Annotated in this window: 14 protein-coding genes; 12 read left to right on the forward strand and 2 right to left on the reverse strand. The window is 44.0% G+C overall.

Translation table 11 applies throughout. The features are described from left to right. The first annotated feature begins 8 nt into the window (after positions 1-8). From JX304_RS02145 to JX304_RS10730, 3 genes are all read left to right on the forward strand, one after another. Positions 9-719, forward strand: a complete 711-nt coding sequence (locus JX304_RS02145; RefSeq protein ID WP_205011061.1) for a class I SAM-dependent methyltransferase — start codon at positions 9-11, stop codon at positions 717-719. A 1-nt stretch (position 720) separates the two neighbouring features. Further along, positions 721-1,125: a GNAT family N-acetyltransferase gene (locus JX304_RS02150; protein WP_205011062.1), complete on the forward strand. Its 405-nt coding sequence runs from the start codon at positions 721-723 to the stop codon at positions 1,123-1,125. 342 nt (positions 1,126-1,467) lie between these two features. Then, a complete protein-coding gene (locus JX304_RS10730; protein WP_239649395.1) occupies positions 1,468-2,238 on the forward strand; it encodes a hypothetical protein in 771 nt (256 codons plus the stop codon). A 55-nt stretch (positions 2,239-2,293) separates the two neighbouring features. On the opposite strand, the gene JX304_RS02165 is transcribed toward JX304_RS10730, so the two are convergent. Beyond that, positions 2,294-6,082: a Spy0128 family protein gene (locus tag JX304_RS02165; protein WP_205011064.1), complete on the reverse strand. Its 3,789-nt coding sequence runs from the start codon at positions 6,080-6,082 to the stop codon at positions 2,294-2,296. A 515-nt stretch (positions 6,083-6,597) separates the two neighbouring features. On the opposite strand from JX304_RS02165, the gene recJ reads away from it, so the two are divergent. From recJ to JX304_RS02190, 5 genes are all read left to right on the forward strand, one after another. After that, the gene (gene recJ, locus JX304_RS02170) at positions 6,598-8,820 is read left to right on the forward strand and encodes a single-stranded-DNA-specific exonuclease RecJ (RefSeq protein ID WP_205011065.1); all 2,223 of its coding nucleotides are present in this window, start codon (positions 6,598-6,600) and stop codon (positions 8,818-8,820) included. After that, positions 8,820-9,413, forward strand: coding sequence for a TipC family immunity protein (locus JX304_RS02175; protein ID WP_205011066.1), 594 nt, complete (start codon positions 8,820-8,822; stop codon positions 9,411-9,413). Before recJ ends, JX304_RS02175 begins: the two co-directional genes overlap by 1 nt. A gap of 158 nt (positions 9,414-9,571) precedes the next feature. Next, positions 9,572-10,084 carry an adenine phosphoribosyltransferase gene (locus JX304_RS02180; RefSeq protein ID WP_205011067.1) on the forward strand — a complete coding sequence of 171 codons (513 nt, stop codon included), beginning with the start codon at positions 9,572-9,574 and terminating at the stop codon, positions 10,082-10,084. A 101-nt stretch (positions 10,085-10,185) separates the two neighbouring features. After that, entirely contained in the window at positions 10,186-11,130 is a 945-nt protein-coding gene (gene metA / locus JX304_RS02185) for a homoserine O-acetyltransferase MetA (RefSeq protein ID WP_205011068.1), read from the forward strand. 9 nt (positions 11,131-11,139) lie between these two features. Beyond that, positions 11,140-11,823, forward strand: a complete 684-nt coding sequence (locus JX304_RS02190; RefSeq protein ID WP_205011069.1) for a DnaD domain-containing protein — start codon at positions 11,140-11,142, stop codon at positions 11,821-11,823. Positions 11,824-11,859: 36 nt separating this feature from the next. On the opposite strand, the gene add is transcribed toward JX304_RS02190, so the two are convergent. Beyond that, entirely contained in the window at positions 11,860-12,879 is a 1,020-nt protein-coding gene (add, locus tag JX304_RS02195) for an adenosine deaminase (protein WP_205011070.1), read from the reverse strand. A gap of 138 nt (positions 12,880-13,017) precedes the next feature. On the opposite strand from add, the gene yghU reads away from it, so the two are divergent. From yghU to JX304_RS02215, 4 genes are all read left to right on the forward strand, one after another. After that, a complete protein-coding gene (gene yghU / locus JX304_RS02200; RefSeq protein WP_205011071.1) occupies positions 13,018-13,806 on the forward strand; it encodes a glutathione-dependent disulfide-bond oxidoreductase in 789 nt (262 codons plus the stop codon). Positions 13,807-14,076: 270 nt separating this feature from the next. Beyond that, positions 14,077-14,766 carry a tRNA (adenine(22)-N(1))-methyltransferase gene (locus tag JX304_RS02205; protein WP_205011072.1) on the forward strand — a complete coding sequence of 230 codons (690 nt, stop codon included), beginning with the start codon at positions 14,077-14,079 and terminating at the stop codon, positions 14,764-14,766. Beyond that, positions 14,753-15,550 carry a Nif3-like dinuclear metal center hexameric protein gene (locus tag JX304_RS02210; RefSeq protein ID WP_205011073.1) on the forward strand — a complete coding sequence of 266 codons (798 nt, stop codon included), beginning with the start codon at positions 14,753-14,755 and terminating at the stop codon, positions 15,548-15,550. Before JX304_RS02205 ends, JX304_RS02210 begins: the two co-directional genes overlap by 14 nt. A 9-nt stretch (positions 15,551-15,559) precedes the next feature. Continuing rightward, on the forward strand, positions 15,560-16,666 hold the full coding sequence (locus tag JX304_RS02215; RefSeq protein WP_205011074.1) for an NAD(P)/FAD-dependent oxidoreductase: 1,107 nt from the start codon (positions 15,560-15,562) through the stop codon (positions 16,664-16,666). Positions 16,667-16,807 lie beyond the last annotated feature (141 nt).

The raw sequence follows: 16,807 nt of genomic DNA on the forward strand, positions 1-16,807 counted from the left end.
GGAGCTAGATGGCAGCCAATATTCAAGCTTATTTAGAAAATATCCGGCAACCCTGGGGACAGATCTATTATGATATTCTTTTTGAGCAATTACAGGACATCAAGGGAAAGCGAGTGCTTGATTTTGGCAGTGGCTTTGGCCTTTTGGCCAACCACCTGGCGCAAGACAATCAAGTCCTTGCTGTGGAACCAAATGAAGAGATGCTGGCCTTGCGAGTCCAGGATCATCCCTACCAGCAATGCGTCGGAAGTCTGGACCAGTTAGCAAGCCTTGAAGACGCCAGCTTTGAGGTCATCCTCTGCCACAATGTCCTGGAGTATGTAGAGGATCGCAAGGTGATTCTCAAGGAATTCACCCGCCTCTTGAAACCAGGTGGCCTACTCTCTATCGTCAAGCACAATGAGGTTGGCCGTGTCCTGCAGACCGTCGTCTTTGAAAATGATACTCAGAAAGCGCTTGATCTCCTAGCAGGTCAGGACTTAGAGACCCACTCCATGGGCTTGGCTCAGGCCTATGATCTAGATAGAGCAGTCGAAGACCTAGCCCTCGAAGTTCAGGACTACCAAGGAATTCGTTGCTTTTATGGCTTGCAGGATAACCGCTTCAAAAGCCAAGAAGGTTGGCGAGAGTCTATGCTCAAGATGGAACTGGCGGTCTGCCAAGAGTCCCCTTACAGGGATATGGCCTTCTTCCAGCACTATAGCTTAAAAAGGAGTTAAGATGTTCGATTACAAACAAGACATTCCAGCGATGGCGGACCTACTCGCACTCTACAGCTCGGTCGGCTGGACCAATTATACTAACAATCCAGCTATGCTAGAAGAAGCTGTCAAAGCCAGTCTCTGGCAGTTGGCGGTCTATGATAAGGAAGAGTTAGTAGCCTACATTCGCTTAGTAGGAGATGGCCATTCTGTCATTTTTGTACAGGACCTCTTGGTGCGACCAGATCACCAGCGCCAAGGCATTGGCACGAAACTCTTAGAAGAGGCTTTAGCGACCTTCCCCAATGTCTATCAACGGCTCCTTGCCACTGATCGTAGCGAGAAAAATTTAGCCTTTTACCAGTCCCTCGGCTTTGTCGAATTGTCAGAGCAAGCCTGTACGGGGATGATTTATAATAATTGACGGAGAGAGAGTGGGACAGAAATCGGTCATTCGTTAGAATTCGATTTCGTCGTCCCGCCTCCGCAAAGTTGAGTAGGGCTGTAAAAGCTGATGAAATCAGCCTAGTAAAGCCCACTCAACTACTGCGTCTTGCTCGACGATCCAAAAACAATTGAGAGGCTAGGACTTTTGTCCCAGCCTCTTTTCTTGTTTTTCCTGACATTCTTTGTAAACAATGGTAGAATAGAGTTAGATCATTGAATGCATTGAAAAGTATTTCAAATTGTGTGGTCCCTTCATCATCTAGTTCTTGCTAGTTCTCTAGCTAACTTTTGGAAGTTTTCTATTTTTGGAGGTAGATCTATGAAAAACAAAGGTTATTCCTTTATATTCCTAGTCCCCATCCTATTCTTAACGATGGTTCTAACCAGTTGTAAGATTATGACACCGAGCGATTATAAAAAGGCTAAAGAAGTTGTTAGCGGTGAGCTTGCTCAAGTTGGTCTGCATGGAACTGTTACCATAAACAAACTGGATTGGACTGCTTTGGAATTCCCACAGTATCATGTCAGTTACACCTACTCTGAAAAAACCTACGATGATCAAACGGTGTCATTAGAACAGAAAACAACTTTTGCGGGTGACTGGTCAGATTCATATAATGACCATCTTCCAGAATATAAGAAAGCTTTTTTGGAGCAGAAATCGATTAAAGAACTGGAAGATAAAATTGAGAAACAATTAAAGAAGCAAAAGATCGGTCTCCCTATTCATTTCATTAGTTTCTTTGGCGACTTTTTTAAAGAAGAGAAAGAGGCAAGGTTGGATGCCATTGCCACTCAAAATCTTAAAGAAGGAAAGAAGGACTTTGCTGGCTACTATCAGATTCCTTTTCAGACTCTAATTGACCAAGAGTTAGTTTATATGACCATTTATATAGATGATGCCGTATCCGCTAAGGAGCAAGATCTAAAAGCGGCAGCTAAAAAGCTAGATGCGAGTAAATTACCAGATGGTTCCTATAATTTCTACTATTCCAATCATAAAGATGATTCGGATGACACGCTCAGCTACTCCTTCAAAGTTAAAGAAGGGAAAGTTGTTTTTTTTGAAGATCAAAACAAACCAGAATAAGAGAAGCAGATACAAAAAAAGATCTAGTCACGTTTGACTAGATCTTTCGTGTTTCTTAGAAGTCTTCTTTCTTCTTAAGTGTCATAGAAGCAATAGCTGTAGCGACGAATGTCAAACCAGTTACAATAAGTCCTAAATGATCTTCAGTTCCTGTTGAAGGAAGAGATTTTTTATTTTCTTTAGGTTTGTCACTAGATTTAGGAGTTTCACTAGAGTTTGACTTGCCACTAGGCTTCGGCTTATCTTCATTTGACGATGGAGGTGTTGATGATTTAGGTTTATCTGTTGATGGTGGAGGTGGAAGAAGTTTATTTACCACGTTTCCTTTATCAACAACAAGGTTTGTAGCAACAACATAGTCGCTTACAGAAACTTTGATAACTTCATTTGAAAGTTGGTAACCACTTGGAGCAGAGAGCTCTTTGATTACGTAATCTTTCGCTTCAAATCCAACAAAGCTTGCAAGTCCATCTTGTCCAGAAATTGCTTGCGCTTGGCCTTGTCCATATGGGTTTGCAACAGGTGTCACACCATCTGCTTCAAAGAGTCCAAATACTGCACCAGCAAGGTAATCACCTTTTTCATCTACCTTACGAACTCTAAGGGTGTAAAGTTTCAATTCAGGATTATTTACTGTTGGTGGAGTTGGTGGGATCACCTTGTTGATAAAGGTTTTCTTTTCACCGTATGAAACAACTGCTTGGATAGCGTTTGCCGCTTCATCTTTTGTGACGGTAACTGTGACATCTACTTGACCTTCGTCATATTGGATGTTTGCCTTATCAGCTGGAACGACTTCTTTAATGGTATATTTATGAGTACCAATCATCGCTTCCGTGTAGGCGATCGCATCAAATGTCACTGTACCATCTGCAGCATTTTGTTTTGTTTGAAGAACGGTTCCATTTTCGTCCAGGAGGTTAAAGCTAAATTCACCACCTTGAAGGTCACGACCTTCTAAAATCTTGCTTGTGGTAATTTGTTTTTCACTTGGAGTTGGAGGTGTCGGAGGTGTATACGTATTGGTAAAAGTAGGAGCATCCTTTTTACCGTCGTATTGAACATCCGCATTCAATTGTCCAGTTGCATCTTTTGTGACAGTTACTGTTACAGTATGAACAGTTTCGTCATAAGTAATAGCGGATTCCGGCGTAGCTGGTTTTTGTTCAGCGATTGTGTAGGTGAAAGTACCAGCTTCATTAAAGCTTACCGGATTGAAGAGAATATCCCCATTCTCACCATTTGTCTTGGTATCAAGGAGCTTACCAGCTTGATCCTTGAGAAGGAAAGTAAACTCATTTGCTTTCAATGTACGATCGCTTGTACCATTGATGGCCAATACTTTTTTAGCCTTGAATTGAGCGGTCGTTGGTTTCACTGTTGGAGGAACAGGAGTTGGAGGCGTCGGAGGTGTCTTAGTATTTGTGAAGGTATCACCTTTTTCAGTATCTCCACCTGAGTAAGTCACAGTAGCGACTAGTTTGTCGTTTACTTTCTTCACATCAACAGTAGCAGTGATGGTTTGTGTGCTATAGTTGATAGAAGCATCCGTACCTTTGTTTTCGGTAATGGTGTAAGTGTGTGTTCCTTCTGCAGTATAAGAAAGTTCCTTAAAGGTTACAGTACCATTGGCTTTGTTCTTGGCAGTTTCAAGGGTATTGTTTCCTTCTTTCAAGACAAATTCAAATTGATTGTCTGTCAACGGTAAGGTTGTTTCACCTTCTTTAAAGATCTTTTGCACTTGAAGAGTAGCTTTTGTACTTTCTGTTTTAGGAGCTTCTTTTTTGTTGGTGAACGTATCTGTAGCAGTTTGACCATCAGAGTAGTTGATTTGTTCTACAACTAAAGCATTGTCTTTTTCAACCACTACAACCGTAGCCGTGATGGTTTTATCACTGTAGGTAATGGTTTTGTCCGTACCTTTTGTTTCAGTGATAGTATATTTGAATGTCCCTGCTTTGTCTACAGAGATGTTATCGAAAGTAATCGAACCATCATTTTTGTTCTTAGCTGTACCAACAACTTTATCGTTTGAATCTTTTGCAACAAACTCAAAGTCATCGCCCTTGAGTTCACCACCTTCAAATACTTTTTTAAGCTTTAAGGTTACCTTAGCATTTGAAACTTTTGGTTTGTTTTGAGTATTGGTGATCGTATTTTTTTGTTCACCATCTCCACCTGAGTAAGTGACAGTAGCAACGAGTTTGTCGTTTACTTTCTTCACATCAACAGTGGCAGTGATGCTTTGTGTACTATAGTTGACACTAGCATCTGTACCCTTATTTTCAGTGATGGTATAAGTATGAGTACCTTCTTTATTAAAAGTCAGAGACTTAAAGTTAACAGAGCCATCTGCTTTGTTCTTGGCAGTTTCGACAACTTTGTTGTTTTCGTCTTTCAAGGCAAATTCGAATTGACCTTCTGTGATCGGAAGTTGTGTATGTTTCTGATCGCCGGCTACTTCGAAAGCTTTTTTAACAACAAGATTTGCAGTGGTTTCAGTAACTTTTGGTTTATTTGAAGTATTGACAACTTTGATAACATTAGAATCATTGATTGGTTCAACTTTTGAAGTATAACCATCAGGTGTATTCGTTTCTTCTACTGAATAAACAATCGGTTTTCCATCTTTAATACCTGGTAATTTAGAAAATTCTGTAGACCAACCAGAAGCCTTTGTCAAGGTCTTAGTCATACCTTCCAATTTTTGACCATTGGCCATCAATTGAACAGTAATGTCTTTACGATCTGCTTCGCTATCGCCAACCCATTCTTTTTGAACTGTAACAGTCTTGTCACCAGAAACCCAGAATTTCAATTCTGTGTTATTCCAGAACGCTGGGTCTTTTAATGGTGTTTTGATTTCATCAGCAGTTAACGTAGCATTGTTGTCAACGCGAATGGTTGTCTTAGGAATTAATGTTTGGTATTCAACGATCAATTCATCGCTAGATGCTGTTTTGAATACATCACTAACATCAGATAAGTTTACAGTAAATCCGTTGCCATCTGCATCGAATTTCACATGTTTCCAGAAATCCCAACCTGAAGCAACTACTTGTCCACCTTTTCTAAGTGTGAAGGATGGTTTTAAGTAGGTTCCTACAAAGAATTCACTTGCTGCGTGCTTCGCAGCTGGAGCAAAAGTGATTGTTGAGTAATCCACAGCTGGAGCTTGGATTTTATCTGAAACCACTGGGTTTGTGATAGCTTTCTTTTGGCCATCCCCATTGATACGGATGAACCAAGTTGTTAAATAATAGTCATCTCCAACATTCATCCAAGCATAGTTTTCTGAAACATCTAATTTGAATGTTTTTGAAACATAATCACCTGTACGATTATATTTATTTAAGATAGCTTCGAAAACGCCAGGCCCATCCGGACGTGTAATGACGACTGATTCAGAACCAACTCTTGAAGTAGCGGTTTTATTTCCAGGATTGCCTGGTGTGTTATCCCATTCTGCTTTGTATGAGAAGCCACCTTTTACGTTTTGGTTCATGGATTCGATTGCTTTTTTGAAAGTAAAAGTAATCTTTTTGTTTGTCATCGAAATGGTCGCTACTTCAGCCCCGTTAGCTTGTAGAGATTGTGTTGCGATTTCAGTGATATTGACACCTTCTGGAGCATCGATGGTGAACGTATCCCCTTCTTTAACAGATTTACCAGTCAAATCCCAGTCAAAGGAGAAGGTAACTTTTTGTCCACTTGCCTGAGCTTTTAGATTGGATACTGTTGGCGTTACAGTGGCTGCACTGACAGGTTTGATCACAGACAATCCTAAGGCTACCACAGCGATGATAGCTACAAATGCAACTACCTTTTTATATAGAAATTTCAATTGGCCTCATTTCCTTTCTTTTGCATAAATTTCGTACAGTTTTTCTATATAGTGATATATCCTAAAACTGAAAAACTTCTGATCTTTGCTCCATACAATCAGTCGCTTTATTTTAACATGTAGTTAGAGAAGAAGGACCTTACCTCTATTGAGAAAATATGGGGACATACCTCAATATCCTATCTTTAGTCTGTCCATAATAGAGGATTGGTTGGACCTGAAACAAACTTTCTAAATACAATGATTAGATAGAAAAACAGAAGAAATTAATGCTTCATAATATTTAATGATAATAAGCAGTGAAAATTTAACAGAATAATCATCCCATCACATATTTAAAAAAGATTATTATCATTAATATTATAAGCTTTTATAGACATAAGTCAAGCTAAGTGCAACAAAATTATATGCAAATGTTCATTTTTTCAGTTTCCGACTTTGCCCCTTTATTTCCCGCCATTTTCGCCTTTCATGTTATAATATTCAGATAAGAAAAAGAGGAGACCAAAAGCTAGATGATCACTTCAAAATACGATTGGCAGTTGGCTGCGACAAGTGTAGATGAGGCTTTTTTAGCCCTTGCCAAAAAAGCAGGTCTAGAAGCGTCCGTAGCAAGCTTACTGTATGAGCGTGGCATTCAGACCAAAGAGGATTTAGAAGATTTTTTAGAACCCAAGTTAGAGAACCTTCACGACCCTTATTTGCTCCATGATATGGACAAGGCAGTGGAGCGTATTCTACGGGCCATCGAAGATTACGAGCAGATCCTTATCTATGGAGACTATGACGCGGACGGGATGACTTCGGCCTCCATTATGAAGGAAACCTTGGAGCAGATGGGTGCAGAGGTGCAAGTCTACCTACCTAACCGCTTCACAGACGGCTACGGTCCCAATGAGAGTGTCTACAAGTACTTTATCGAGCAGCAAGGTATTTCTTTGATTGTCACGGTGGACAATGGCGTGGCAGGAAATCAAGCCATCGCCATGGCTAAGGAAATGGGAGTGGATGTCATCGTGACCGACCACCACTCGATGCCGGAAGTCTTGCCAGATGCTTATGCGATCGTCCATCCGGAGCATCCAGATGCGGCTTATCCCTTCCGTTATCTAGCAGGTTGTGGCGTGGCCTTTAAGCTGGCCTGTGCCCTCCTAGAGGAAGTACCAGTTGATCTTTTAGATTTGGTAGCCATCGGGACCATTGCTGACATGGTGAGCCTGACAGATGAGAATCGAATTCTGGTCAAATACGGCCTGGGTGTTCTCCAACATACCCAGCGAATGGGCTTGCAGGAGCTCTTCGAGATTGCGGGGATTCGTCCGGAGGATATTAATGAAGAAACAATTGGCTTTCAGATTGCTCCTCGTCTCAATGCCCTTGGGCGTCTGGATGACCCTAATCCAGCCGTCGAACTACTGACTGGTTTTGACGATGAAGAGGCGCACGAGATTGCCCTCATGATCCATCAGAAGAATGAAGAACGCAAAGAGATTGTCCAAAGTATCTATGACGAAGCCAAAGCCATGGTTGACCCGGGCTTGCCCGCCCAGGTCTTGGCCAAGGAAGGCTGGAATCCTGGGGTTCTTGGCATTGTTGCCGGCCGTCTACTAGAAGAGTTTCATCAGCCGGTTGTTGTCTTGAGCATAGAGGATGGACGGGCTAAAGGGAGCGCTCGGAGTCCTGAGTCGGTCAATATCTTTGAGGCCCTTGATCCTCACCGGTCGCTCTTTGTCGCCTTTGGAGGACATGCCGGTGCAGCAGGGATGACGCTCGATGTGGACCAACTCCCTGCCTTGTCTAAGGCCCTTACCGACTATATTGCAGAGCAAGAGATTGATCTCAGCAGTAAGTCTAGCTTAGCCATCGACGAGGAACTGCATCTAACCGATCTCTCGCTTGAGATCCTGAAAAGCTTTGAACGCTTGAGCCCTTTTGGCATGGACAATAAAAAACCCGTCTTTCTAGTCCGTAACTTCAAGGTAGAAGGGGCGCGCTCGATGGGTGCTGGCAATGCCCACTTGAAACTCAAAATTTCTCAAGAAGATGCGACCTTTGAGGTGGTTGCCTTTGGCTTGGGAAGCTTAGAGTCGGAATTTGCGCAAGTGCAAAATCTGGAGTTAGCTGTGCAATTGTCGGTCAACCAATGGAATGGCCAAACAACCCTTCAACTCATGCTGGTTGATGCGCGTGTCGATGGCGTGCAACTCTTTAATATTCGCTCTAAAACGGCCAGCCTCCCCGCCGGTGTTCCTGTTCTTGACTTTACCAAAGAATTGCCAAATCTAGCAGGCGCTTCCGCTATAGTGGTTGGAAATATCCCTGAGGATATAGAGGAACTTCGGCAAATCTTCCAAGAACATAATTTCCAGGCTGTGTATTTCAAAAATGAAATCGCCAAAGCCTACTATCTGACAGGTTATGGCAGTAGGGACCAGTATGCCAAGCTCTATAAGACCATCTATCAGTACCCAGAGTTCGATGTCCGCTACAAACTCAAAGACCTAGCAGCCTATCTCAAGATCCAGCAGATCCTCCTGGTCAAAATGATCCAGATCTTCCAAGAGCTGGGCTTTGTGACCATTGAAAATGGCATCATGAAGGTCAATAAAGAAGCAGAAAAACGGGAAATCGCTGAAAGCACCATCTACCAAAACCTCAAACAAACGGTGAAAGAGCAGGAATTGATGGCTCTTGGAACAGTTCGAGAAATCTATGATTATCTGACAGGACAGGCCTAATGAACAAACACCTAAAACAGTTTCTCTGGCTAAGCCCCTTCCTGCTTGTTGCACTTTATTGGTTGGGAATTTACCTGAGCCTCAAGAACCCCATGGAAGAAATCAACTACTCCGAAAATGGTGGGCTGATACGCTATGTGATGTTTAAGCCCTATACAGAAACGATAGGAAACGATGGTATCTGGAAAGAAGACGAGGATTTTCAGACCTACCCCTATTCTAAAGGAATTGTCGATGTTAACGAAGAACTGTCCGTGATGATGTTTAGGGGAACTCCCAACTGGACCTATATGTATGATCTTCAATTGGAAAAAGGTGTGACACTTGATTTTATATTTAAATACAACTCATCTAAAAAGCTATTTTTCCAGAAGGAGGTCTACCTTTCTAAAGAAGATACTACCTACGTGGGCCAGCAACTTCTTGATCAACTTGCCACCTACGGCAAAGACCGCACTTGGTTGAAAAACCAAAGTAAGAAAGTGGCCGAGCATTACATCCTTGGTACCTGGTTTAAGAATGGAAGCTCCCGTTATTCACTGAAAAACTTGGGGGATATGAAAATCGAGTACAATAAATTGATAGAAGAGTAGTAAGTTTTTTTGGAATCCAATCCCACATCATTTTTCGGATGTGGGATTTTTGCTTTCGATGGAGCGACTTGGGAAAATGATTTGGCAAAAATGATGCAAGTTAGTAGAATTCATGGTATAATGGAATGTAAAAATTTTTTTATGAAAGAAAGTTAACCATGAATTTAAAAGATTACATTGCAAGCATTGAAAACTATCCACAAGAAGGAATTACCTTCCGTGATATCAGCCCTTTGATGGCAGATGGCAATGCTTATAGTTATGCGATTCGTGAAATCGTTCAATACGCAACCGATAAGAAGATCGATATGATCGTCGGTCCTGAAGCGCGTGGGTTCATCGTTGGATGTCCAGTCGCTTTTGAATTGGGAATTGGTTTTGCACCTGTTCGTAAGCCTGGTAAGTTGCCACGTGAAGTCATCTCTGCTGACTACGAAAAAGAATACGGTGTCGATACCCTCTGCATGCACGCAGATGCTATCAAACCAGGTCAACGTGTTCTCATCGTTGATGACCTTTTGGCGACTGGTGGTACGGTGAAGGCAACCATCGAAATGATCGAAAAACTCGGTGGGGTCGTTGCAGGGTGTGCCTTCTTGATCGAGTTGGACGACTTGAATGGTCGCGAAGCGATCGGCGATTACGACTACAAAGTTTTGATGCATTACTAATATAGCCTAATACTATAACTGGCTACAGAAAAACCATAATTGAAAACTATAAGCTCCTATCATATAATGTTAGTTAAGAACTTGTAAGATGGGAGCTTTTTATGCCAATTACTCTAGATAAAAAATTACCAGCAGTTGATATCCTTCGTTCAGAAAATATTTTTGTCATGGATGATGTTCGGGCGACTCATCAGGATATTCGGCCTATGAATGTTCTCATTCTTAATCTGATGCCGACCAAGGTTGCGACAGAAACCCAGCTCTTACGCCTCTTGGCCAATACGCCCTTGCAGATCAATGTGGAGTTCCTCTATATGGCGAGCCATGAGTCCAAGAATACAGCGGCAGAACATTTGGAGAGCTTCTACAAGACCTTTGAGGATATCAAGGATAATTACTATGATGGTTTGATTGTGACAGGAGCGCCTGTCGAAAAGATGGACTTTGAAGAAGTGGACTACTGGGATGAGTTGACCCAGGTCTTTGAATGGGCCAAGCGTCATGTTTTTTCCACCTTGCACCTCTGTTGGGGAGCTCAGGCTGGTCTCTACCACCGTTACGGGATTCAAAAAGTTGAGCTTTGTGACAAGCTATCCGGTATCTATGACCAAGCAGTGGTGCGTCCGGAAAGTCTTCTCATGAGAGGCTTTGATGACCGCTTCCTTGCCCCTCATTCTCGCTATACGGATGTTCCTTTGAAGGAAGTCCTTGAAAAGAGCAATCTTCAAGTGATCGCGCAAGGAAATGAAGTTGGTCTTTCCATCATTGCCAGTCCAGACATGCGTGAGGTCTATAGCTTTGGCCATCTGGAGTATGATCGCGATACGCTGGCTAAGGAATACAACCGAGATGTCAAGGCAGGCTTGGATCCGGATGTTCCTAAGAATTACTTTGATGGGGATGATGCCAGCACAGAGCCTCGCATTCGCTGGAATCTAGCTGCGACGACCTTCTTTAGTAATTGGATCAACTATGCGGTTTATCAAGAAACACCTTACCGCTTGGAAGAATTGGAAAAAGATATTTCATTTTATGGTTACCTATAAAGGGGAATTATGACATATTCACAAGCATTTAAGTATGGCAACTTGGTTCTTCCAAGTGCCTTGCTTTTTCACTATCATGACTTGTTCGACCAAGCAGATGACTACTTGGTTTGGCAGTTTTTCTTCCTTCAAAATACAACTGGCCAAGAGGCCTTGACTCCTAATCAGATTGCTAGTCATCTTGGAAAAACGGTGACAGAGGTTAATCGGATCATGTCCAATTTAACCACAAAGGGCCTTCTGCAATACCGGACCATTGAGCTCAATGGCGAGATTGAAGCCATCTTTGATGCGACCATTGCCCTGGAACGCTTGGATGAAATTTTAGAGGCTCAGACACAAGGGAAGACACAGAGTGCTCCTGCCAAGGGAAATGTCATCAAGGACTTGGTGGAAACTTTCCAACAGGAGCTTGGACGACTCTTGACGCCTTTTGAGATTGAAGATTTGACCAAGACCGTGCGCGAGGATCAGACAGATCCCGATGTGATCAAGGCAGCGCTACGAGAAGCCGTCTTTAATGGCAAGCCTCACTGGAAATATATCCAGGCTATTTTGCGAAACTGGCGCAGTGAAGGTATCAACAGCCTGGTCCAAGTAGAGGTGAAACTACAAGAACGCGAGCAAGCCAACCCACGCAATGTGACGGTTTCAGACGATTTCTTACAGGCCATGGATTTGTGGAAGGATTAAAAAAGCTAGCACTCATATAATGCTAGCTTTTTTCGTTTATAAATAGTTTGCGTAGGCTTTTTCTAGTTTGGTAAGGAGTGCTTGCTTTTCCTCCTCACTGGCAAAGGAAGCCTGGATGGCATGGACATTGTGCTGGTAAAAGTCAGCTTCCTTGGTTTTGAAATGCTGATGGTAGAGAGCGTATTCCTTAGTGAGGTCGGTATCAGATACGGTCCGGTTATCGGTATTGATGCTGATCCGAGCACCGGCTGCCTTCATCTTCAGATAAGGGAAATCCTCTATAGTCGGTGCTGCTTTTGTCTGTAAGTTGCTGGTCAAGCAGAGTTCACCCGTGACCCCATTGTCAATAAAGGATTGGAGTAAGGCTGGTTCATGAGATAGAGCTGTCACGTGGCCATTGCGTTTGATGCCAAAAGCAATCGATTGGGCTACAAAGTGTGGGCAATGACACTCACCTGCGTGAAGCGTCATAGGGCGATGGTAACTCTTGACTTGCTCGATTAAAGGTCGAATATCTTCTGGAGAGTAGTTGTGCTCATCCCCGGCAAAGTCAAAACCAACAAAATCTTGATCACTGACCTTGTTGGCTTCAGCAAGGATGCGAGAGGTGAGTTTTGGATCGGACTGGCGCATGCCACAAACGAGTGCTTTGGCTGTAATGCCAAATTCATCCTGGGCTTGGCGCAATCCTTCACAGACAGCATCGATGGTTTCTGGGACGGTAAGTCCTTGGTCCATGGATAATTCAGGTGCAAAACGAACTTCGATGTAGAGGACATTCTCTAGAGCCGCTTGCTTAGCCACATCGTAAGCAGCAAGAGTCAGGGCTTCCTTGGTTTGAAGGAGAGGGCGAATGTAATCAAAGGCCTCCAAATAGTCCAAGAGATTCTCACAGTGGGCAGGGGCAGTGACATGGTGTTTGAGCTCTTCATCGCTAGCAGGGAGGTCAATATTGGCCATAGCTGCCAATTGGCGAATGATTGGAAGCGACAAGGAACCGTCTAAGTGACAGTGGAGTTCCGTCTTTGCCAAACTATGAAAATCGATCGTGGACATGGTTTTCTCCTTAAAAATGTATTTTTTCTATACTATCATTTTGACCAGAAAAGTCAAGTAAAGCTAGCGTAGCAGATTTTTGAAAGGGAGCCTGATATTTGATATGCTAGGAGTAGCTTAGTAAAAAGGAGAAATGAGATGTCAGACTATCAATTACCAGAAGTATGGGAAGCACCGAGTCAAATGGGAGGAGCCTGGGGTGGCTTGAACCAACCAACAGCAGGTGCCCGCTTTGAACAAACTCTTCCAAAAGGCGACCAGCCTTTCCAGCTCTACACCCTTCCAACCCCCAATGGGATCAAGGTGACCATTATGCTGGAAGAACTAAAAGAGCTTGGAGTGGATGCAGGCTATGACGCTTACCGCATCAAGATTGGGGATGGCGACCAATTCGGCAGTGACTTTGTGGCCATCAATCCAAACTCGAAAATTCCAGCCATGTTGGATCAATCAGGTGACCAAGCCGTTCGGGTCTTTGAATCTGCCAATATTCTCTTGTATTTAGCAGAGAAATTTGGACAATTGATTCCGACAGATCCTGCTAAACGAACCGAAGTGCTTAACTGGGTCTTCTGGCAGACAGGGGCTGCGCCATTTTTAGGTGGGGGCTTTGGTCATTTCTTCCATTATGCTCCTGAAAAAATCGAGTATGCCATCAACCGCTTTGCCATGGAAGCCAAACGCCAATTGGACCTACTGGACAAAGAATTGGCGACCAAACCTTATATAGCAGGAGATGACTATACTATTGCGGATATCGCCATCTGGTCTTGGTATGGCCGTCTCGCCCAAGACAAGGTCTGGGACCGAGCAGGAATTTTCCTAAATGTAAAGGAATACAAACATTTGCAAGCTTGGACAGAGAAAATTGCTAATCGCCCAGCAGTGCAACGTGGCTTGGAAGTGGACTATAAGGAAATTGACTAAAGTCTAGTATCGGCTTGTTGAGGATGATTGCGAGAGTTTCCGCCGTGAGTATAGCACATGAAACGTATAAGTTTCATGTGCCCGAAAGTTTTGAGACATTAGACTCAAAACTTAGTCATGGAACTTCTTCGAAGTTCGCTGACGTCCGGACTCACCTAAGGAAAGTCTAAAATAATACTTTTCCATAATAGACAAGGCGCCGTTGCGCCTTTTTTTAATGGTGCAAACATGGTATACTAAGGAATGGAATAAAAGTATAGAAAGAAGCACATGGAATTTACGAAATTATCAAATCGCTTGAATCTGGTGGCTAGCTTTGTCCCAGCTGGAGCGCGTCTGTTGGACGTGGGAAGTGACCATGCTTATCTGCCAATCGCGCTTTTGCAAGAAGGGAAAATTGAGGCTGCTATTGCAGGGGAAGTAGTTAAGGGACCTTATCAGTCTGCCCTGCAAAATGTCGCCGATAATGGTTTAGAGGAAAAGATTGAAGTCCGCCTAGCTAATGGCTTGGCCGCATTTGAACCAACGGATAGTATTTCTTGCATCACCATCGCAGGAATGGGCGGGCGCTTGATTGCAGATATCCTAGCAGCAGGTCTTGAGAAATTAGCAGGTGTCTCCCGCTTGGTCTTGCAACCCAATAATCGGGAAGATGAACTGCGGGCTTGGTTGGTAGACCATGATTTTCGCATTGTTGCTGAAGCCATCTTAGAAGAAAACGAGAAGTTTTATGAGATCCTTGTGGTCGAACAGGGTTCACAAGAGTTGACAGCCAAGGAACTGCGTTTTGGTCCGTATTTGATGCTGGAACAAGCTCCGGCCTTTGTCCAAAAGTGGTCCAAGGAAGAGGAAAAACTGGCCTTCGCCTTGGAGCAGGTCCCAGTTGAGAATCAATCTGCCAGAGCATCGTTAGAAGAGCGCATCGCACACATCAAGGAGGTTCTACATGTTAGCAAGTGAAGTCATCAAACGCTATGAAGCCTACTGTCCCCAAGAACTTTCCATGGAGGGAGATGTCTGTGGCTTACAGGTCGGCACCCTGCAAAAAGACATCCATAAGGTCATGGTAGCCTTGGATATCCGGGAGCAGACGGTAGCTGAAGCTATCGCCCATGGGGTAGACCTGATCATCGTCAAGCACGCGCCCATTTTCCGTCCCCTCAAGGATCTGGTAGCCGATCGGGCTCAAAATCAGATCTATATCGATTTGATCAAGCACGATATCGCTGTCTACGTCAGCCATACTAATATTGATATTGTCCCAGATGGTCTCAACGATTGGTTCTGCCAGCTCTTGGACATTGAAGATACAGAGCCCCTCAGCATGACAGGAGAAGGACTCGGAATAGGCCGCATCGGTCAAGTACCAGCCCAAACCTTTGGCCAGTTGGCTCAAAAGGTAAAAGAAACCTTTGGCTTAGATGCTTTGCGCTTGGTTGGTTATGACCAGTCGGATCTGGAACGGGTGATTGAGCGCGTCGCTATCTGTGGAGGAAGTGGCCAGTCCTTTTACAAGGATGCTCTCGCTAAGGGGGCTGAGGTCTACATCACAGGAGATATCTACTACCACACGGCTCAAGACATGCTGAGCGATGGCCTTTTGGCCTTGGATCCAGGTCATCATATCGAAGTTCTCTTTGTGTCAAAACTAGTCGAAAAACTCAATCAGTGGAAGTCTGAAGAAGCGTGGGAAATCGAAGTGATTGGCAGTCAAGCCAGCACCAATCCTTTTTACCATATCTAAGGGGTTATCATGAAAGTTGCTATTATCGGTGCAGGGATCGTAGGATCTACTGCAGCCTATTATTTATCCAAGGAAGCACAAGTGGATGTCACTGTATATGATCACGGAGTTGGCCAAGCAACCAAGGCAGCGGCTGGCATTATTAGCCCTTGGTTTTCCAAGCGACGAAACAAGGCCTGGTATCGTCTGGCTCAGCTAGGAGCTGATTTCTACCAAGAATTAGTAGAGGACCTAGCCAAAGACGGAATCGAAACAGACTTTTACCAGCAGACTGGGGTCTATCTCCTTAAGAAGAAGGAAGAGAAATTAGATGAACTCTATCAGTTGGCGCTGAGTCGTCGGGAGGAATCTCCCTTAATCGGGGACTTGGCGGTTTTAACTAAAGAAGAAGTGGGCCAACAATTCCCAGGTCTGCAAGGCTTTGAACAGCTCCTTTATGCGTCCGGTGGAGCCCATGTAGAAGGAGCTCTTCTAACGGAAACTCTTCTGAAAGCTAGTGGCGCAAGAGTGATCAAGGAAGAGGTTGCTCTCTCAATCTCTGATCACGGCTATCAGATTGCAGGAGAGAGCTATGACCAGGTCATCCTAGCGACAGGAGCCTGGTTGGGTCAGGTGCTCGAGCCACTTGGCTACCAAGTGGATGTCCGTCCTCAAAAGGGACAGTTGCGGGATTATCATCTAGACTTAGACACGGATGACTATCCTGTGGTCATGCCAGAAGGGGAACTGGATATCATTCCCTTCCAAAAAGGCAAGATCAGTATGGGAGCCACCCATGAAAATGAGATGGGCTTTGACCTGACAGTGGATCAAGCTTTGCTCAATCAGATGGAAACGGAAGCCTTGGCCTACTATCCAGAACTAGCTCAAGCGACAGTTGTCGGGGAGCGCGTAGGAACTCGTGCCTACACCAGTGACTTTTCACCATTTTGGGGAGCTCTTCCCGATCAAGCAGGTCTCTATGTCGCCAGTGGCCTCGGTTCGTCTGGCCTCACAACTGGTCCCCTTATTGGGTGGCACCTGGCCCAACTTGTGACAGGAGGAAACGTGCGCCTAGATCCAGCAGATTATCCAGTTGAACAATATGTGAAGAAGAGAGTGGAACAGAAATCCTAGCCTCTCAATTGTATTTGGATTGTCGAGCAAGACGCAGTGGTTGAGTGGGCTCTACTACGCTGAATTCATCAGCTTTTACAGCCCTACTCAACTGTGCGGAGGTGGGACGACGAAATCGAATTCTAACGAATGACCGATTTC

Source organism: Streptococcus parasanguinis (genome assembly GCF_901875555.1).
Lineage (GTDB): Bacteria > Bacillota > Bacilli > Lactobacillales > Streptococcaceae > Streptococcus > Streptococcus parasanguinis_H.